This is a genomic window from Mogibacterium timidum ATCC 33093 (assembly GCF_000525775.1).
Taxonomy (GTDB): domain Bacteria; phylum Bacillota; class Clostridia; order Peptostreptococcales; family Anaerovoracaceae; genus Mogibacterium; species Mogibacterium timidum.
The window spans coordinates 32,047-47,823 of record NZ_JALU01000026.1 but is presented as its reverse complement, the minus strand read 5'-3'; the positions used below and the strand labels follow the sequence as shown (position 1 = coordinate 47,823).

The following is a 15,777-nucleotide window of genomic DNA, read 5'->3' as shown; positions in this document are numbered from 1 at the left end:
GCGCGGTGACTTCGACAAGGCGATGGTCACCGCGGGCGGCCTTCGCCTCGAACAGTTTGACTGCAAATCGATGCAGCTAAAATCCGATCCCGAAATATACTGCATCGGCGAAATTCTGGATGTCGATGGCATAACTGGCGGATACAATCTGCAGTTCGCATGGTCTTCAGCCAGGGCGGCGGCAGCTTCAATCAGCGAGAAGTGATCAACGGACAGAAATTAGAATTCCCGGAGCCTTGCTTCGCGCAGCATACGTTGCACACCTGCTCGTTTCAAGCATCGGAGGCGGCCGGGGACAAGCGCAGCATGGCTGCCGTGCGGGTGTATATAAAAGGCCTCGGGTGCAGCCCGAGGCCTTTTATATGACGTCCTTATGACGATAACTAACCTAGTACCTATTACAGATATGAAACAGTTTCGCTCAGTTCCTTGCGGCTAAAATGATTTGCCAGAGGCTCCGCATCCTCCGCTGCATACCCCAGATCGAGCGCCATCAATATCTCCTCGTTTTCCGGAAACTCCAGCGCCTTAGCTAATTTATCCGGATCAAGGAAGTTAATCCAGCAGCTGTTCAGTCCCTGATCGGTCGCAGCCAGCATCATATGAGTTGCAACAATTGAAGCATCCTCAATCCCCGAATCTCTCTGTCCGCCGGGATATCTGTAGACATTATCCTTATCAAAAGCAACTACTATAACCGTCTTCGCACCGTATCTGCATGGTGTTTCTATATCAAATTTGTCCAGAGCCTCCTGAGACTCCAATACGTAGATATGCTGTTCCTGAAGATTCTTCGCCGTTGGAGCAAGTCTTCCGGCTTCCAGTACAGCTTCAAGCTTTTCTCGTTCAACTTTCTTGCTGCTGTATTTTTTGCACGCATACCTGTCTCTTACCACCTTACCGAATTCCATTTCAACCTCCTTGGCTTTCGCCATACCCCTTTATTTGCAGCTATTCACACCATGATGTCGGCAATTTACATCCATCGATATATCAACGCTAAGCTGCTCATAACTGCGATTATCGTTTCTTTTTCATGCTGAGTGATATTTTCTTGCGTTTCTCATCGATCGACAACACACGTACATTTACGATATCTCCAACCTTCACTATGTCAAGCGGATGCTTTACGAATCTATCGGACAGTTCGGAGATGTGAACGAGTCCATCATGATGAACGCCTATGTCAACAAATGCACCGAAGTCCACGATATTCCTAACCGTACCCTTCAGCTCCATATCCGGTCTCAGGTCGCTGATGTCCAGCACGTCGCTCCTCAGCAACGGCGCCTGCGCCTCATCTCTAGGGTCGCGCCCCGGCTTTTCTATTTCGGACAGGATATCCTTGAGTGTGTATTCACCAATGCCTGCCTCCTCCGCCAATTGCTTCAGAGAAGGCTTATCGCCATTGCCATTTCCGTGCTTGCTGCCATATTTCTCATGCAGCTTATTCATTGAACTCACATCGGCCGCGATTCCCTTTGCCGCGCCTGTGACGATGTCGGCAGGGGTGTAACCCATAAGCTCCAGAATTTTCCCGGCAGCCTCATAGCTCTCAGGGTGAACCGCCGTGCAGTCCAAAGGCTCTTTACCGTCCCTGATTCTGAGGAATCCGGCACATTGTTCATAAGCCTTCGGTCCGAGCTTTGCAACCTTGAGCAGCTGCCTTCTGCTGTCAAATCGCCCGTTTTCCTCACGATACTTCACGATATTAGCCGCTATCGGCTTGCTGATGCCCGAGACATATTCGAGCAGCGATGCGGAAGCTGTATTCAGATCAACTCCGACACTGTTAACACAAGCCTCTACAACTGCCTCCAGCGCCTCTGACAGCCTCTTCTGATCCATATCGTGCTGATACTGTCCGACCCCGATTGAACGCGGATCTATCTTGACCAGCTCCGCCAGCGGATCCTGAAGCCTGCGCGCAATAGATGCCGAGCTGCGTTCGCCGACATCGAGATCCGGATATTCCTCAGTCGCCAGCTTGCTAGCCGAATACACAGACGCACCGGCCTCGTTGACTATCACATACTGCAGTTTCTTGCTTGGGTTGGCATATAGCCCTTGCTCGTACTCCTTGATAAACTCGGCGACAATCTGCTCAGACTCGCGCGAAGCTGTACCGTTTCCGACCGAGATTATATCAATGTCATATTGTTTGACCAGCTTGGCCAACACCTGCTTGGCTTCCTTGACCTTGTTCTGAGGCGCCGTCGGGTAGATGACCGTCGTATCAAGTATCTTGCCTGTCGCGTCTACAGCTGCAAGCTTACAGCCCGTTCTAAACGCGGGATCCCAACCGAGAACTGTCTTGCCTTCAATCGGTGGCTGCATGAGGAGCTGTTCGAGGTTGCTGGCAAATATCTTTATCGCTGCCTCCTGTGCTCCGAGTGTCAGTTCATTTCTGATCTCCGTCTCGATAGATGGTGCAATCAGACGCTTATACGCATCTACGCAAGCCTCCTCGCTGTACTGCTGAGTCAGCCTGTTATTGCAGGTTCCCAGCTCAGCACAGATATGCTGCTCTACATTGTCCACCGGTGCTTCGAGCTTGACACTCAGCACTTTTTCGTTTTCTCCGCGGTTGATAGCCAGGATCCTGTGTCCTGGCAGACCATCCACCTTCTCAGCAAAATCAAAATAGTTCTCGTACACGCTGCGTTGTCCGCTTTCGTCAAGCTTCTTCTTAGCTGCAGGTATTACCGATGTAATCAGCACGCCTTCCTTATATGTGATGCCCCTGACCCATGTTCTGATATCAGCATCATCCGACACATCACCGGCTATGATGTCCTGAGCCAGTTTGATCGCTGTCTCTACATCTACGACCTCGTGCTCCTCGTTCAGATACTTCTCTGCCTCCTCGGGAACAGGAACCGCAGCATCTGCCGACAATATGTATTTTGCAAGACCTTCCAGCCCTTTCTCCTTGGCTATCATGGCACGAGTGCGTCTCTTAGGCTTGTACGGTCTGTAGATGTCCTCCACTGCAACCATCGTCTCAGCCTGCTCCAGCTTGGCGAGCAGTTCGTCCGTTAGCTTGCCCTGCGCTTCGATAGAAGCTATTACTGTCGCTTTCCTATCCTCCAGCGAGCGGAGATAGCGCAGCCTCTCATCGAAGCGACGGAGCGTCTCATCATCAAGCGCACCGGTAGCCTCCTTGCGGTATCTGGCGATAAACGGAATCGTATTTCCCTCATCTATCAGCTTGATGACCGCCTCGACCTGCCATTTCTTAATCTCCAATTCTTCAGTTATCTTGTGTGTAATATCCATTAGCTCAGCATGCTGCTATCCAGTATCAGCACAATCTCCCCTTCGTTTTTGTATGCGCGATATCTAACCTTCTGGCCTGCCTCGAGTCCAAAGCCCTGCGTGGGTGGTTGAAGCAGAGTTCCGTGAAATTCGTCTTCGCCGAAGCTCGTCGTCCTCACCCATACGACCTCAGGCAGGCTCCCCTTTTGGGCCACAATAATGCTTATGAAGTCCGGAAGCTCCAGATTGCGTCCGCCATCCAGCAGCTCCAGTTCTCGCAGCATCGTCATCTTTTGATCTGCTGACTCGAAGATGTGCAGGATGTCATCCGGCACATCTTCATACTCAGATAGATCAGCCCCCAGCTCATCTGCCATCTCAAACTCATAGTCTCTGACATCCTTGAATCTAACCCTTGCATATCGCTCGCTGCTCCTTGAGCCTACAACCAGTTTGCCTTTCTCATCCTTCCTGACGGAAGCCAGCAGGTTAAAGTTGGTGCCGACCAGATCCTCGCAGAAGCAATAGGCAAGCACTCCGGTAGCTCCGTCGATAATCTCGAGAGTGTCGGCAAGTCCTTCGATTGCGTCCGGGCACTCGATATATATGAATTTATGGAAAATTTCTCTGAAAACAGCCTCATCAATGTACATGTCATATCTCCGATTTCTATTAAAATTCCGATTATTTATTATAGCATGATATTGTATTTTCTCACAGAATCATCACACACAGGCCTGCAAAAATGGTAAAGTGTAAATATACAAATTGTACACAATTAATCAGAGGCGCTTAACGCAATTGGTAATGTAAAATAATGTAAATACGGAGGAAAATAAAATGGCAGCAATTGAATTGACAACAGAGAATTTTGAGCAGGAAGTACTACAGGCAGACAAGCCGGTTCTGGTTGATTTCTGGGCTTCATGGTGCGGGCCTTGTAAGATGCTATCGCCTGTAATCGATGAAATCGCAGGAGAGAGAGACGACATCAAGGTTGGTAAGGTCAACGTTGACGAGCAGCCTGAGCTGGCTCAGAAATACGGCGTTATGAGCATCCCTACAGTTCTTGTCATCAAGGGCGGTGAGGAAGTTAACAAGTCGGTAGGAGCGGTTCCAAAGAAGGCTCTTCTCGATCTCATCGGTTAATGCCGATACGAGATTTGAGATACAGAATCACTTTAATTGAGCCAATCTCATAAGGTAGCAGCAAACGCCTGATTTATTGATAATCAGGCGTTTGCTATGTTGGAAGAAACAATGAAGCTCTTTCATGATATTTCGCCGATTTTTACCTCTCCTATTCCCTGTGCAAGCTTAATAAGATGCTTGTATTCACCCATCAACAACAGAATTGCAATCAAAATTATAATGACATCATTCAATGGCAATGCAAGCCATACACCGAGAACATCTCCATTTAGTAAACGAGGTAACAGCAATACTAACGGAACTACCAGTGCAAGCTGTCTTAGGATAACCAATACTCCTGCCTGTTTTGCTTTTCCGACAGCCTGAAAATAAGTAACTGTCATTATGAGTATGCCGTAAGTAGGGAATACGCAGTACATAAGGCGAAAATTAGTTAGCCCCGAACTTACAATAGCTGAATCGGTAATAAATGCAGATAATATCTGCACCGAAAAAATTTCGATTATGGCAAAGAAAAATCCGGCAAGACAAGTGGAGCCTATAATAAATACATTAGTAAGCTTTTTAACTCGCATATACTCTTTTGCTCCGAAATTCGTTCCGACAGCAGGCTGCAGCCCTTGACTCATGCCCCATATAGGAACAAATGCAAGCTGCATAACTCTTTGGGCGGCTCCCATAAGAGCTATTTGTTTCTCTCCGCCAAAATGCACCGCCGTATTATATACGACTGTCATTTGAACCAACATCATGATTTGCATGAGCATAGCACTCATTCCCACGGAAAAGATTTCAGGCAATAAGTCTTTTGCGGGTTTTATCCCGTGAAAACGAACCACCGGGCTTTTTTTCCGGAAGTATATTAAGGTAACCAAAGCTTGACTGATTTGAGAGATCACAGTTGCGATTGCAACAGCCTGCGGTCCTCGAGACGGCATAAGCAGAATGAATACAGGATCTAATATAATATTCAGAATGGCCCCGGCTGCCATGATCCCCATGGCAATTCCCATGCGTCCTTCTGCCCTTATTACCATGTTTGCACCCTGCATAAAATTTACGAATATGGAGCCGAGATATACTGTTCTTAAATAAGAAACACCCATCTCCATCACCTCTCCGCCGGCACCTGATAAACGCAAAAATTCAGGAGCAAATATGATACCGATAATCATAACTGCTGACGATAAAATGATTACCAGAAAAGTCAGATTCCCTATAATCTTATCAACGGTAGCTTTGTCTTTTTTCCCGATTGCCCGAGAAAGCACAGAGCCCGAACCTATACCAAGAAGAACTGCAATTGCATTGTTGATCAATACAAACGGAGATGCCGCCGAAACTGCACTCATGGCGTCGGTTCCCACCATTTGTCCGACATAAATTGAATCGACAAAGGCATATAATCCCACTATCAGTTGACCTAGAATTGCAGGCAAACTAAGTTTAATCATCAATTTCCAGGAGTTTTCCGTAAGTAATTTATCACGAACATCCATTATAACCCCCTCCTTAATTTTTCATATTATTTTGCCTGTATTTTTCAGCTTTATTCATCTGTTTTTTCCTTTCACGTTCATAAAACAAAAGTCACATTTTTCACCGTTCATCCCCAGTGTCCGGCTTCGCTCAAATACCAAGCCCTTTATATTCCCGAATACAATATGGTCACACAGACAGAATATTTCACAAAGCTCCGGGCATTCAAAAAACTTGCAGGTATCCGCCCAAAGGCACTTGAGCACATCGACGCGGTAGCATCTGCCGTCATCCGACAGGATTCTGCTTTTCCAAATTTCATCACCTGACATCCCTTTTTTCATAAACAGACAGAACAGACGGAAAAACCCGGGGATATGAAAAAATGTTTTCAAAAGCTTATGTGCCTTTTCAGCAACATAAAATGAATACTCCTTTACCAATTCTTTGGCCTCGTTTTTTGAAAGCCCTTTATCTATGAAGCATCGGTACAAGGCTATATTTGAAATGATGCTGTTTTTTTGCCTTTTTTTCTGTTTTTCCGTCCATGACCCTTGATTGATTTCTTTGATAAGCTGCTTCATTTTCGTTTTATGCTCTGCATCTATATCTTTTAATATTTGTGCATTTAACCTTCCGAAGTAAAATCTTTCGTATGTCATGCCCGATCCCCTCCTGCTAAAACATAATTTTCGATATCTTCCTTTTCTTCTCCTTTCAAATCGGTGATTATTTTACCACCTGACAAAAGCAAGACTCTGGAGCATATTGTTTTTATAAATTCAATGTCGTGTGTAATAACAAGCAGGATTTTACCCTGTGCAGACAGACGCTCTATCAGAGCTCCCACTTCTCGCATGCTTTTTAAATCAAGCCCACTGGTCGGTTCATCAAAAATAAGGATTTCTTTATCACAGAGTAAACTGATTGCCACTGCAAGCCTTTGCTTCTGTCCGCCTGAAAGTGACAAGGGATGTCTGTCTTTCAATTCGGCAAGGGACAGCATCGATAGAGTTTCATCAACGTGAGTATCATTTTGTGTTTTTGTTCCAAGTGTGCATTCGGTTTTTACACTATCTGTAAAAAGTTGATGGCCGACATCCTGCATTACCATATAAGATTTTTCAATTCGCGCTTTTGCAGTCAAATTTATGCCGTCTGTAAATATATTCCCCGATTTTTGTTTTAAAAGTCCGCAGATAGTACGTGCCAGTGTCGTTTTCCCCGCTCCGTTTGCACCGGTAATTGCGACGATTTCTCCGCCGTTTGCGGTGAAAGAGATATTTTGCAGGATTGTCTTTTCGCCATATTTGACATGGATATCTTTTAACTCCAAGGTGTGGTCGGAAATTTTTTTATCATCGGTATTTGTTGCGATCTCAGAAAAGTTTCGACACCTAAGTCCCATATTCCGTATCTGTTTAACAGGAAGTCTGCAAAAGTCCTGCATACTCATATCCTTGAAGATTTGACCGGCTTTCATCAAAAGGACTCTATCTGCAATTTCTATTAAGTACCACAAGCGATGTTCGGCAATGATAATCGTTTTCCCCTGCTGCTTTATTCTTTCTATAAGTTTTTTCAGTTCAAGTACAGAATGAAAATCCAGATTGGAAGAGGGTTCATCCAATACAAAGATATCCGGATTAGCGGCATATACAGATGCAAATGCGATCTTCTGTTTCTCTCCGCCGGAAAGCTCGAAAACATTGCGTCCTCTTAATTTTTCTATGTGTAAATCGTTGGTAACTCTTTCAAGCTGCTGTCTTAATTTTTCAGGCTCAAGCATTCTGTTTTCCAGTCCGAAAACAATTTCACTGTCTGTGTCTGTATTAAAAAATTGTGTTCGCGGATTTTGAAAAACTGTACCGACACTATCGGAAAGAGTTGAAATTTCAGTTTCAGCAACATTCATTCCTCTTACAGTTACTTTTCCCGAAAGGCTTCCTTCAAAAAAATGAGGGATCAGTCCATTCACCAGCCTCGTAAGAGTTGTTTTTCCACATCCGGATGCACCGCATAAAAGAACACATTGTCCTTTCGGAATATCTAAGTGCACTTCCCGCAGAGAACCTTTTGCCGACTCCTTGTAGGAAAAAGAGAGTTTTATAAATTCAATCAAGGGAATACACCTCCTCGTAAAAAATCAAAAGTCATCATACATATAATCCCTATATATATGATTACCATCAGGGCATCCCAAATTGAAAAACAAACCTTCTCCAGACAGCTGCGTCTTCCTGCATGATCAATGCCCCTAGTGATAGCGGCTTGCGTGATTTCATCAGAGATTCTGGAAGCGGATACCAGCATCGGCACATACACATACTCCATTATCTTGATCGGCTGTCGCAGAAATCCTGCAAAAGACGCAGAGAGTCCTCGGAGAACCATAGCATCTTTAATATAATTCCATTCCTCAGCCATTGTCGGAAAATATCGCAATGTAACGGAAAGCGCAATTGTAAAGCCTTTGGGCAGCTGCAATCGACTGAGTGCAGCCAAAAAAGCGCTTACCTTGGTCGTGCGTATTAAAAATGTGCCAAGCATAAAACAAGGAATCAGCTTCCTTATATAGACATCAAACATATATATGATGCCCCCTAACGTAACGGGCAATTTCAATATCACCAGCAGCTGTACTGTCAATAACACAATAAAGAGAATTCCGTATTTTGAAGCCGTCCGGAGTTCTCTTGCCTGCAAGAGCAAGAATACGGGGATTGCCGTGAAAAGGCATTCTATGACTATACTTTCATTCAGGAAAACGGAAATACTTGTTATCGACAGAATCAGAAGCTTTGTTCTGGGATCCAAAAGCATCTATATGATCCCCACTTTTTCGAAGTGCTTTTTCAATAATTTTCTGCCAATAAGGCCTCCAATTACGGCGCAGATAATTGTCCCTAAAATCATCAGAGGGATAACCCACCAATTTACTCTGATAGAATTGATGATTCCTTCAAAAGAGGAAACATCGCCTTTTCTACGCATGAATTCATCAAACTGTGCGGGCATTAGTACCATAGGTATATAGGCTCCCATTGGAGATAGTGCAAATACACAATATGCAATTAAATTCCTTCTGAATGATTTGAAATTTCCTGTGCGGCAAATAAAATCCGCAATAAATCCAAATATGACGAAAAATACAGACATCATCCAGAACATACCGGTAACAAATAGCAAGATTCCGGCGAGAATGCCGAGTATGGCAAGCGACCCCCGCTTCGGTATTTTGGCGGTATACAGCATAAAAACACTGCCTGCAAATAAAGCGACTACCATTGGCATAAACGGAAAAGTTACAGGTGTCAGCTGTGCGATACCGCCTATCACGAATGCAATAACAAAGTAAATAAGTGAGAAGACGCCTATGGAAATATAGTCTCTTGTCAATAATTTGTTTTCATTTTTCATAATCAGCACATCCTTTATAATAATATAAATGTTAGTTGCAACTAACTAAGCTATAAAAAATTTTTGCACCTTACGTAAGCCTTAAAAGCCCCTCCCATCCGGAATTGAAAAAAACGGCAAGCTCTTCGACATATTCGATCGCCTGTTCTCTTGTCATATCGTGAACTACTGTTTCAAATACAGCTGTAAAATATGCACTGGTGATCATGTGATGTAAATCATGACTGACGCTCCCTGTTATTTTGCCCTTCTCTTTAAGAACAGCATAGTATTTTTCTGTTCGGGATACTTCCAGTTCTACAAGTTCATGAATATAATCTGCATATTTTGTGCCCTCAGAGCAACAAAGCACGAGCTTGAATTCTTCAAAATAATCATAGATATAATTCACAAAATGCAGAAGATATTTCGTAGACAGCTCTCTGCTTTCTGAAGTTTTATTTGCGGGAATTAAATCAAAATGTGCATCCTGTGCAGCTCTGAATTGTTCCGTCAAACCATCCGCCGCCTCGGAAACAAGTGCCTCAAACAAAGCTGCTTTATCCGGATAATGTCCATAAAAAGCACCTTTGGTAAATCCCGCTTCCGCTACAATTTTCCTAAGGGACGCATCCTTAAAACCTTTTTCCAAAAGTTCGCGTTTACCGACCTCTAATATTTTCTGTTGTGTTTCTGATATTTTCATCCAATCTCTCCACGTTAATATACCGGTGGTATATACCACCGGTATATTAACATACTTGTTCCTTTTGGTCAATAAAATTCGTGTCAATAAAACAGTTTATACTCAGCTTCGTTTTATTATCTGTGTTCTTCCGGCGTAAAGCTCACTACTTCGCATTGCTCTTCACACCTTCGATTACCGCCTGTCTGTCCTCCAGCAGCATTGCATTCTCTTCCTCGCTAAACACATGCTTCCCTATCACAACGTCACTCTGAGTGAGCCTGACTGCAACCACAACCCGGATGAGGAGGCTTACAATAAACACAATAATAAGCATAAACAGGAAAAGCTGAATTTCTTTAAAGGCACTATACAGCGCCGGATAAGCTTCAGTACCTTCGCCAATAATCTTATAACCGTACTTTGCAACTATATAAACAACGCCTGTCGTGCCGATTGACTGCAGCACAATTATGACAATCATGCCATATCTATAGAATTTTTCCGCTGCCGTCAGGTTTTGAGACTGCAAGCTGTTTCCTATTACGTCGACAACTCTTCGTGTTCCGAATATCAGGTTTCTGGTATATATTATTTTGAATACATTCGATACAAGCTGTACCGCTATAAGTATGGCCAATACAATGCATACAAGATGAGTTACAGATGCATTATTGATACCTTCTTTTTTAATAGACAGCATCAGATATCCAAGAGACGATACTACAATCGCTATCACGGCACTTACCGCTGTCACGACAAATATCAGGTTTATGATATTGAATTTAAAGGCTCTTCTATAAAACGGATTAACTGTTCGCAGATAGCCAAGCCCTATCAGCAACAAAATAACCTCTGCCATCTTCAGGATTATCACTACGTCATAAGTCACTTCCGTCGTATATGCAAATGAATAATCAGTGGTGTCGCTCATCGCTGACATCACACCGAGGCTTATTATTCCGGTTGCCCCTCCGAATACTGTGTATGCAACCTCTATCCAAATTGCTGTCACCGCGACTTTGAGCCCGCCAAGGCCAACTGCATTGTTCTTCACGGTTTCCTTCTTTCTGTTTTTTAATGATAACTATAAAATCATTATATGTGCGAACAAGTTGAGTAAACAACAGATATAAGGTAAAATAATAAATAATTAAGAATTAGGAGGAGCTATGGAAGGTAAGAAATATCGAGAAGCGTTTAACAATAACGTACCTGACGGTTACGACGCTGACACATATATCATCAAATGTCCTGTATGTAACAAGGAGTTTCAGGCATCGCCGGGCGATGCGCTATGTCCTGAGTGCGGTGCAGAGCTGAGCTTCAGCGTTGATGAGAATTAAGCAAAACATCCTATCTCAGCGATTGCTGTAATAGGATGTTTTTTATTGCTATTTGATTGTAACATAGATGCCGCGATCTCCGTGTACCTCTACTCTAAGCGACTTGAAGTCGCTTACAAATTCCTTGAGGTATTTATAGCGCTTGCCGCCCTTCATGCTGTAGTATCTGACGTCGAAGTTCTTGTACACGCGATTCAGCTCGTTGCCAATCTGACCGAGATCTGTTGGCTTACCCTTATCATTGTTCTCCATGATAATCTGTTGAATCCTGGACTCAATCGTCTTCTTGCTGGGAGTATTGGCCGTATTTTCAATCACCTCGCGGCTGCGCTCATATTCCTCCTGGCGCTTCTGCTTCCTATACTCAGCCTCCAGCTCTTCCTCTGCGAGTCTTTCCTCTTCTGCCTGCTTGGCGAGAAGGTCGATATAAATGAACTTGTCATATGCGTTTTCAAGTGCCTCTGTTGCCTTGTCCGACTCCCCCATGCCGAGCACGAGACAGCCCGACTCGCTCAGTCTCCTGGCAAGCGAAGTAAAATCACTGTCAGAAGACACTATGCAGAAGCCCTCGACATTGCTTGTATAGAGTATATCCATCGCGTCGATGATGAGTGCCGAATCAGAGGCGTTCTTACCTCTGGTATTGTTGACCTGCATCATCGGCTTAAGCGAATGCTTCCGTATCTCCTGCTCCCACCTCGTCTTGACAATGCGCTCCCAGTTTCCATAGATGCGCTTGTAGGAACAGATTCCGTACTTCTCAATCTCTTCTATGATGTCCCCTGCATATTGAGCCGAAATATTCTCCGCATCAATGAGTAGAGCAATTCTAATATCATCTGCCATCTTAATTTTCCTTATATTTATTAATTTCTGCAACCACAGCCTTGGATATTCTCTCCAATCTGCTCTCTGCTGCTGACTCCGTGCCGTAGAACCCGTAATAAATCTTAAACTTCGGCTCAGTGCCGGAAGGTCTGAAAGCAATCCAGTCCAGACCATTTAACTCATACAGCAGCACATTGGATTCAGGCATGTAATCTGCGTAATTCCTGACATCCAGAATGCCGAGCTCAGTCCCCGGCTCGCCTAGCATACCATTAAGTGAACGCAGATGCTCCATAAATTTATCGCCAACTCCCGCACCCTCGATACAGATGCTCTTTTCAGAAGCATATCCGTACAGCTTGTGCAGTGAATCCAGCTGATCTATCAGGGTTAAGCCCTTTGACTTTGAAAGAGCTGCGATCTCAGCAATAGCAACAGCTGCCATAACGCCATCCTTATCGCGAACAGACGCGTTAAGCATATATCCGTTGCTCTCCTCGAAGCCGAACATGAATGACTCATCGCCATCATCTGAACGCTCTCTAATCTGCTCAGCGATGTACTTGATACCGGTCAAAGTCTCATACAGCTTGATACCGTATCTCGCAGCAATCGCTCTTGCGAGGTGAGTCGAGACGATTGATGTAACCGCATATCCATTTGCAGGCAGCTTGCCCATCTTCTTGGACTCGGACAACAGGTACTCGAGCAGAATTGCTCCAATCTGGTTACCGGTTAATTTCTTGTATTTGCCCTCGTCGTACACCGATACTCCGAGCCTGTCAGAATCAGGGTCAGTCACGATAATGATATCAGCGATGGACATATCGGCATATTTCATGGCGAGTTCATAGGTATCGTCATACTCAGGGTTAGGCACTCTGAGGCTCGGAAAATCTCCGTCCGGCCGATCCTGCTCATCGACCGCAAAGACCTTCTCGTAGCCGAGCTCTCTCATTGCGCGCCTTACAGGCTCGCGGCCGGAGCCATTTAGAGGAGAGTACACGATGCGTAACGAAGCGCGCGCCTTCCTGCTCACGCTGCTGCTGTTAAAGGACTCGATGACCATAGCGTTATAGCTGTCATCAAGCTCTCGACCGAAGTACTCTACCTTGCCCGATGCGACGAGCTCCTCAAAGGATGCTGCCGATGCGATGATCTGAATGCCTTCAATCGGAGACTTGATGCGAGACTTGATATCCTCAGTCTCACAGTCAATCATCTGAGCGCCGTCAGCCCTATATGATTTGAAGCCATTGTACTCCTTAGGGTTGTGCGAGGCGGTAATCATGATGCCGCCGTCCGCTTTGTAGTGCCTGATAGCATAGGAGAGCATCGGCACCGGTCTCAATCTGTCTGAGAAGATAACCCGTGCGCCTGCGGTACATATCGCAGTCGCAGCTGCCTCCGCAAATTTTCTCGAATTATTGCGCGAATCGTATGAAATGACAATTCTAACGTCCTTAATCTGCTGCTTTTCCCCGAGCATCTCAGCCATAGCGTAAGCAGTTGTCGCTACGGTGTAGATGTTCATGCGAGATGCTCCGGGCCCCATGGCGGCTCTCATTCCGGCTGTACCGAATTTGAGTTCTGCCCCGAAGCACGCCTCGATATCATCGGGGCGGGATATCATGTTCATGAGGTCCTGCCTCATATTCGGATCGATTCCCTTGGCATTAATCCATTCTGTATAATTCCTGATTGCCTTGTTCTCTTCCATGTCTATTCTCTAATTCTTAATTAAATGCAATACGTCCTGTCCAATCCCCTCGTACACCTTCACTGCGCCCCTGCTACTCTACGGTTACGCTCTTGGCGAGGTTGCGAGGTCTATCGATCTCACAGCCTTTCTCCTTAGCTACATAGTATGCGTAGATTTGAAGAGGAATAACGCTGAGCAGAGGTGTGACCTCATCCAGGCAATTAGGGATGTAGAAGGTTTCATCCGAATGCTCCTCGATTGCTGTATTGCCCTCCTTGGCGATGGAGATTACATGGGCGTTGCGAGCCTTAACCTCCTGTATATTAGATACCATCTTGTCAAAGAGCTTAGACTGTGTTGCAAGTGCAACGACTATTGTCTTAGGCTCCATCAGTGCAATGGTTCCGTGCTTGAGCTCTCCGGCGGCAATAGCAAAGGAATTTATATATGAAATCTCCTTGAGCTTAAGTGAGCCCTCGTAAGCAACGCTGGAATCCATACCTCTGCCAATGAAGAAAACCTGATCTCTATCGTACAGCTTCTTGGCCAGTTTCTCAATGGAGCCTCTCATCTTGAGTACTTCTTCAAGCTTGCCCGGAATTGCAGCGAGCTCCTCTATAATCTCGCTGTAGTACTCCGGCGTAATGGTATCTTTTAGGTCTCCGAGATATAGAGCCAGCAAATACAGCGACAAGAGCTGAGTTGTGTACGCCTTTGTCGAAGCAACCGAAATCTCCGGTCCTGCCCATGTATAGAACACGTCATCGGACTCACGAGCCACCGAGCTTCCAACTACATTGACGATGGATAAAACTCTTGCACCCTTCCTCTTAGCCTCGCGGAGAGCCTCAAGTGTGTCGGCGGTCTCACCGGACTGGGAAATCGCGATAAACAGGGTCTGCTCATTTACAAACGGATCTCTGTACCTGAACTCAGACGCCACATCGACCTCTACAGGGATTTTGACAAGCTTCTCAATGATATTTCTTCCAACTAAACCGGCGTGATATGCAGTCCCGCAAGCCACTATACAAATCTTGTTGAACTTTGCAAAGTCTTCCTTAGTGAGTGTCATATCGTAGAGCTCAGCTCTGCCGTTGTCGCTGAGATTTCGCTTAAGAGTCTCCATGATTCCTTCCGGCTGATCGTAAATCTCCTTGAGCATGAAATGCTCAAAGTCACCTTTCTCCGCAACGCTCTCGTCCCAGCTGATGTGCATAGTTTCACGCTTTATTTCCTTGCCCGTCTCATCGTAAATTGTAACGCTGTCAGGCGTCAGCACCACCGTGTCCCCGTTCTCCAGCAAATACACATCCTTGGTGTATTTGAGCAACGCTGAAAAGTCGGAAGCTACAAAGTTACAGCCATCTCCCTTTCCGACGATCAGAGGGGCATTCTTTCTATATGCTACGAACATGTCAGGCTCATCTGCTGCGATTGCTGCCAGTGCAAATGTACCTGTCATCTCGGAGGTAGCCTTGTCCATAGCGGCCTTGAGGTCGCCTGACATGTTGTAGTATTTGCCGATTAGAACCGCAGCAACCTCAGAATCCGTGTCACTCTTAAACCCGATGCCTTCGTCCTCGAGTGCTGTTCTCAGCTCTACGTAGTTTTCGATGGTGCCGTTATGTACGAGCGCAACTCTGTTGTCGGCACTCATATGTGGATGAGAATTGACATCCGAAGGAGCTCCGTGAGTAGCCCACCTGGTGTGGCCTATTCCCACATGACCGCCGAGGTTTTCCTTGCCGATAAGCTTCTCCAGGTTGACGATAGCGCCAACATGCTTTCTGAGCTCAATCTCCCCGTCGCTGACAACGGCGATGCCTGCAGAGTCATATCCTCTATATTCCAGTTTCTTAAGTCCCTCGATAACGATGCCCTGAGGCGCGTCATTACCTACATAACCTACGATTCCGCACATAATA

At 45.4% G+C, this 15,777-nt stretch carries 16 protein-coding genes (1 of these 16 only partly in view); 3 read left to right on the top strand and 13 right to left on the bottom strand.

The window, feature by feature from the left end:
* Window positions 1–205, top strand: the 3' end of a protein-coding gene (locus HMPREF0581_RS07175; RefSeq protein ID WP_084645369.1) for an aminoacetone oxidase family FAD-binding enzyme. 1,148 nt of this gene lie to the left of the window's left edge; 205 of the gene's 1,353 nt are visible here — the last part of the coding sequence; its start codon lies beyond the left edge, outside the window; it ends in the stop codon at window positions 203–205.
* A 193-nt stretch (window positions 206–398) separates the two neighbouring features.
* On the opposite strand, the gene HMPREF0581_RS07170 is transcribed toward HMPREF0581_RS07175, so the two are convergent.
* From HMPREF0581_RS07170 to HMPREF0581_RS07160, 3 genes are all read right to left on the bottom strand, one after another.
* Window positions 399–911 (bottom strand): nitroreductase family protein, encoded by a 513-nt coding sequence (locus HMPREF0581_RS07170; protein WP_036381836.1) that lies wholly within the window; start codon window positions 909–911, stop codon window positions 399–401.
* A gap of 109 nt (window positions 912–1,020) precedes the next feature.
* Window positions 1,021–3,279 (bottom strand): Tex family protein, encoded by a 2,259-nt coding sequence (locus tag HMPREF0581_RS07165; protein WP_036381833.1) that lies wholly within the window; start codon window positions 3,277–3,279, stop codon window positions 1,021–1,023.
* A complete protein-coding gene (locus HMPREF0581_RS07160; RefSeq protein ID WP_036381830.1) occupies window positions 3,279–3,911 on the bottom strand; it encodes a hypothetical protein in 633 nt (210 codons plus the stop codon). Before HMPREF0581_RS07160 ends, HMPREF0581_RS07165 begins: the two co-directional genes overlap by 1 nt.
* Before the next feature lie 187 nt (window positions 3,912–4,098).
* Here HMPREF0581_RS07160 and trxA point away from each other — a divergent pair, with 187 nt between their 5' ends.
* Window positions 4,099–4,407, top strand: coding sequence for a thioredoxin (gene trxA, locus HMPREF0581_RS07155; RefSeq protein ID WP_009644509.1), 309 nt, complete (start codon window positions 4,099–4,101; stop codon window positions 4,405–4,407).
* A gap of 122 nt (window positions 4,408–4,529) precedes the next feature.
* Here trxA and HMPREF0581_RS07150 read toward each other — a convergent pair whose 3' ends face one another.
* The 7 genes from HMPREF0581_RS07150 to HMPREF0581_RS07120 form a co-directional block, all read right to left on the bottom strand.
* Window positions 4,530–5,909 carry an MATE family efflux transporter gene (locus tag HMPREF0581_RS07150; RefSeq protein ID WP_036381827.1) on the bottom strand — a complete coding sequence of 460 codons (1,380 nt, stop codon included), beginning with the start codon at window positions 5,907–5,909 and terminating at the stop codon, window positions 4,530–4,532.
* A 54-nt stretch (window positions 5,910–5,963) separates the two neighbouring features.
* On the bottom strand, window positions 5,964–6,551 hold the full coding sequence (locus tag HMPREF0581_RS07145) for an L-2-amino-thiazoline-4-carboxylic acid hydrolase (protein WP_036381823.1): 588 nt from the start codon (window positions 6,549–6,551) through the stop codon (window positions 5,964–5,966).
* Window positions 6,548–8,011, bottom strand: coding sequence for an ABC transporter ATP-binding protein (locus HMPREF0581_RS07140; protein WP_036381819.1), 1,464 nt, complete (start codon window positions 8,009–8,011; stop codon window positions 6,548–6,550). Before HMPREF0581_RS07140 ends, HMPREF0581_RS07145 begins: the two co-directional genes overlap by 4 nt.
* Window positions 8,008–8,712, bottom strand: a complete 705-nt coding sequence (locus tag HMPREF0581_RS07135; RefSeq protein WP_036381816.1) for an energy-coupling factor transporter transmembrane component T — start codon at window positions 8,710–8,712, stop codon at window positions 8,008–8,010. Before HMPREF0581_RS07135 ends, HMPREF0581_RS07140 begins: the two co-directional genes overlap by 4 nt.
* Window positions 8,713–9,309: an MptD family putative ECF transporter S component gene (locus tag HMPREF0581_RS07130; RefSeq protein ID WP_009644539.1), complete on the bottom strand. Its 597-nt coding sequence runs from the start codon at window positions 9,307–9,309 to the stop codon at window positions 8,713–8,715.
* Between the two features lie 70 nt (window positions 9,310–9,379).
* Complete coding sequence (locus HMPREF0581_RS07125; protein ID WP_036381812.1) at window positions 9,380–9,994, bottom strand: TetR/AcrR family transcriptional regulator; 615 nt, start codon at window positions 9,992–9,994, stop codon at window positions 9,380–9,382.
* Between the two features lie 145 nt (window positions 9,995–10,139).
* Window positions 10,140–11,030: a hypothetical protein gene (locus HMPREF0581_RS07120; RefSeq protein WP_036381810.1), complete on the bottom strand. Its 891-nt coding sequence runs from the start codon at window positions 11,028–11,030 to the stop codon at window positions 10,140–10,142.
* Between the two features lie 115 nt (window positions 11,031–11,145).
* Between HMPREF0581_RS07120 and HMPREF0581_RS08785 the strand changes: the two genes are divergently transcribed.
* The gene (locus HMPREF0581_RS08785; RefSeq protein ID WP_156918864.1) at window positions 11,146–11,319 is read left to right on the top strand and encodes a hypothetical protein; all 174 of its coding nucleotides are present in this window, start codon (window positions 11,146–11,148) and stop codon (window positions 11,317–11,319) included.
* 48 nt (window positions 11,320–11,367) lie between these two features.
* On the opposite strand, the gene HMPREF0581_RS07115 is transcribed toward HMPREF0581_RS08785, so the two are convergent.
* The 3 genes from HMPREF0581_RS07115 to glmS form a co-directional block, all read right to left on the bottom strand.
* Entirely contained in the window at window positions 11,368–12,165 is a 798-nt protein-coding gene (locus HMPREF0581_RS07115; RefSeq protein WP_036381808.1) for an NYN domain-containing protein, read from the bottom strand.
* Window position 12,166: 1 nt separating this feature from the next.
* Window positions 12,167–13,867, bottom strand: a complete 1,701-nt coding sequence (locus HMPREF0581_RS07110) for a phospho-sugar mutase (RefSeq protein ID WP_051426970.1) — start codon at window positions 13,865–13,867, stop codon at window positions 12,167–12,169.
* Window positions 13,868–13,940: 73 nt separating this feature from the next.
* Window positions 13,941–15,773 carry a glutamine--fructose-6-phosphate transaminase (isomerizing) gene (glmS, locus tag HMPREF0581_RS07105; protein ID WP_036381806.1) on the bottom strand — a complete coding sequence of 611 codons (1,833 nt, stop codon included), beginning with the start codon at window positions 15,771–15,773 and terminating at the stop codon, window positions 13,941–13,943.
* Window positions 15,774–15,777 lie beyond the last annotated feature (4 nt).

Bases quoted from the DNA above. Each gene is read 5' to 3' on its own strand.
- HMPREF0581_RS07170 (WP_036381836.1), bottom strand. From the start codon at position 911: ATGGAATTCGGTAAGGTGGTAAGAGACAGGTATGCGTGCAAAAAATAC.
- HMPREF0581_RS07165 (WP_036381833.1), bottom strand. From the start codon at position 3,279: ATGGATATTACACACAAGATAACTGAAGAATTGGAGATTAAGAAATGG.
- HMPREF0581_RS07160 (WP_036381830.1), bottom strand. From the start codon at position 3,911: ATGTACATTGATGAGGCTGTTTTCAGAGAAATTTTCCATAAATTCATA.
- trxA (WP_009644509.1), top strand. From the start codon at position 4,099: ATGGCAGCAATTGAATTGACAACAGAGAATTTTGAGCAGGAAGTACTA.
- HMPREF0581_RS07150 (WP_036381827.1), bottom strand. From the start codon at position 5,909: ATGGATGTTCGTGATAAATTACTTACGGAAAACTCCTGGAAATTGATG.
- HMPREF0581_RS07145 (WP_036381823.1), bottom strand. From the start codon at position 6,551: ATGACATACGAAAGATTTTACTTCGGAAGGTTAAATGCACAAATATTA.
- HMPREF0581_RS07135 (WP_036381816.1), bottom strand. From the start codon at position 8,712: ATGCTTTTGGATCCCAGAACAAAGCTTCTGATTCTGTCGATAACAAGT.
- HMPREF0581_RS07130 (WP_009644539.1), bottom strand. From the start codon at position 9,309: ATGAAAAATGAAAACAAATTATTGACAAGAGACTATATTTCCATAGGC.
- HMPREF0581_RS07125 (WP_036381812.1), bottom strand. From the start codon at position 9,994: ATGAAAATATCAGAAACACAACAGAAAATATTAGAGGTCGGTAAACGC.
- HMPREF0581_RS08785 (WP_156918864.1), top strand. From the start codon at position 11,146: ATGGAAGGTAAGAAATATCGAGAAGCGTTTAACAATAACGTACCTGAC.
- HMPREF0581_RS07115 (WP_036381808.1), bottom strand. From the start codon at position 12,165: ATGGCAGATGATATTAGAATTGCTCTACTCATTGATGCGGAGAATATT.
- HMPREF0581_RS07110 (WP_051426970.1), bottom strand. From the start codon at position 13,867: ATGGAAGAGAACAAGGCAATCAGGAATTATACAGAATGGATTAATGCC.
- glmS (WP_036381806.1), bottom strand. From the start codon at position 15,773: ATGTGCGGAATCGTAGGTTATGTAGGTAATGACGCGCCTCAGGGCATC.